The 855-nt window shown below is 65.1% G+C and carries 1 protein-coding gene; it reads left to right on the top strand.

Translation table 11 applies throughout. The features are described from left to right. The coding region (locus CCN72_RS36865) for an ABC transporter substrate-binding protein (protein ID WP_244174677.1) at positions 1 to 855 on the top strand (855 nt) is incomplete at both ends.

Genomic DNA, 855 nt, shown 5'->3' on the forward strand with positions numbered 1-855 from the left:
CGCGAGGTCGTCTTCCACCTCAAGACGGCCGACGCCACCTTCCCCTACAAGCTGTCCACCCCGGTCGCGGGCATCCTCGACCCCAAGGACTACCCCAAGGGCTCCCTGCGCGACGGCTTCCACCTGGACGGCTCCGGCCCCTACACCTTCCAGGCCGAGGTCAAGGACAACGCGATCGTCAGCGTCACCTTCACCAAGAACCCCCACTACAAGGGGGCCCAGACGGTGAACAACAACAAGGTCGTGGTCCGCTCCTTCGCCGATGCCGACGCCATGGGCGCCGCCATCGACAAGGGTGACATCGACGTCATGACCCGCACCATGTCGCCCGCCCAGATCCAGAAGCTGGACTCCGGCAGCGACGACAACGTCGACCTCGTGGACATGCCGGGCCTCGAAATCCGCTACCTCGCCTTCAACACCAACGCTCCCACGGTGAAGTCCAAGGCCGTACGCCAGGCCATGGCCCAGGTCATCAACCGCGGCGAACTGGTCTCCAAGGTCTACGGCACCGAGGCCGAGCCGCTGTACTCGCTGGTCCCCGCCACCGTCACCGGGCACTCCAACTCGTTCTTCAACAAGTACGGCAACCCCAGTGCCGCCAAGGCCAAGAACCTGCTCACCAAGGCCGGCATCACCACCCCGGTGAAGCTGACCATGCACTACACGACCGACCACTACGGCACGGCCACCAAGCAGGAGTTCGAGGTCCTCCAGAAGCAGCTCAACGACAGCGGCCTGTTCGACGTCACCATCCAGGGCCACCCCTGGGACTCCTTCCGCCCCGCCGAGGAGAAGGGCCAGTACGACGTCTACGGCATGGGCTGGTTCCCCGACTTCCCCGACGCCGACAAC

It is taken from the genome of Streptomyces murinus, assembly GCF_002154555.1.
Taxonomy (GTDB): Bacteria; Actinomycetota; Actinomycetes; order Streptomycetales; family Streptomycetaceae; genus Streptomyces; species Streptomyces murinus.